Source organism: Streptomyces sp. WAC 04229, assembly GCF_003947455.1.
GTDB lineage: Bacteria > Actinomycetota > Actinomycetes > Streptomycetales > Streptomycetaceae > Streptomyces.
In genome coordinates this window covers 1-950 of record NZ_QHJH01000414.1, presented here as the reverse complement: position 1 = coordinate 950, position 950 = coordinate 1, and the positions used below count along the sequence as shown (strand labels likewise).

Sequence of the window (950 nt, the reverse complement as noted above, 5' to 3'; positions counted from 1 at the left end):
CCTAGTACTCCAGTGTGGTTTCGTGATCTATCCAGCAGGTTCGTTGGCGGTTCGTCGTCGGTAGTGGCTGCGTCGGGCTGTTGCCTGATGGCGGCTGCGCCAGTGGGACCAGTGCAGGAGTCTGCTCGCGGTCACGGCCGGTGCAGTGAAGACGGCGGCGAGCAGGTGGCGGATCTCGGGATCGGGTCGTTGCCGCGGGTGGGGTGGAGTGGATCGACGGGCCGTTGTGGTGCCGTGTCGGTGGCGAGGACGGTCAGGAAGACCAGTGCGAGTATGGCGAGCGTGATGTGGCGGTGCCATGAGGTCCAGTGGCGGAGTTGGTAGTGGTCGAGTCCGACCTGGACTTGGCGGCCTGGAAGCGTTCCTCGACGCTCCAGCGGATCCCGGCGACGTGGACCACGTCGGCCAGGGACACCGCGGTGGGTGACCAGCACAGGTAGAAGGCGAGTTCGCCGGTGGTGCGGTTGGGCGGATGAGCAGGTGGCGGTGGTCGTCGGTGCCGATGTGGATCCAGGCCCAGTCGTAGTGGCGCGGGCCTTTCGCACCGTTGCCTGCGCTGTGCCGCTGCCAGGCGGTGGCGGGCAGCCGTGCGGCGACGGTGTCCGCGCGGACGGGGGGTGCGGCCTTTGTTGATCCGCGCCCGTGTCGAGCAGGCGACCGCGAGGACGTAGCCGGTGGCGCGTGCCTCCAGGGAGGCGCGGAGTTGGGGGTGATGGCCGTAGGCTTCGTCGCCGGTCACCCACCGTGCCTGCACCTCGGCGTGCAGTGCGGCGGCGATCATCTCCCGGGCCAGGCGTGGTTTGGTCGCGAACCGGACTTCTTCGGGCATCCCGGCCGCCCGGCGGCGTTCGGGATCGGTGCACCAGGACCGCTCGGGCAGGTAGAGGCGGCGGTCGATCAGGGCCCGTCCCCGGCTGGTGGCGTAGGCGAGGAAGACACCGACCTGGGAG

Annotated in this window: 1 protein-coding gene; it reads right to left on the bottom strand. The window is 69.7% G+C overall.

The window, feature by feature from the left end:
• Positions 1 to 253 precede the first annotated feature (253 nt).
• Positions 254 to 950: transposase (locus DMH12_RS38605; protein ID WP_148107617.1), on the bottom strand; the 697-nt coding region annotated here is incomplete at its 5' end.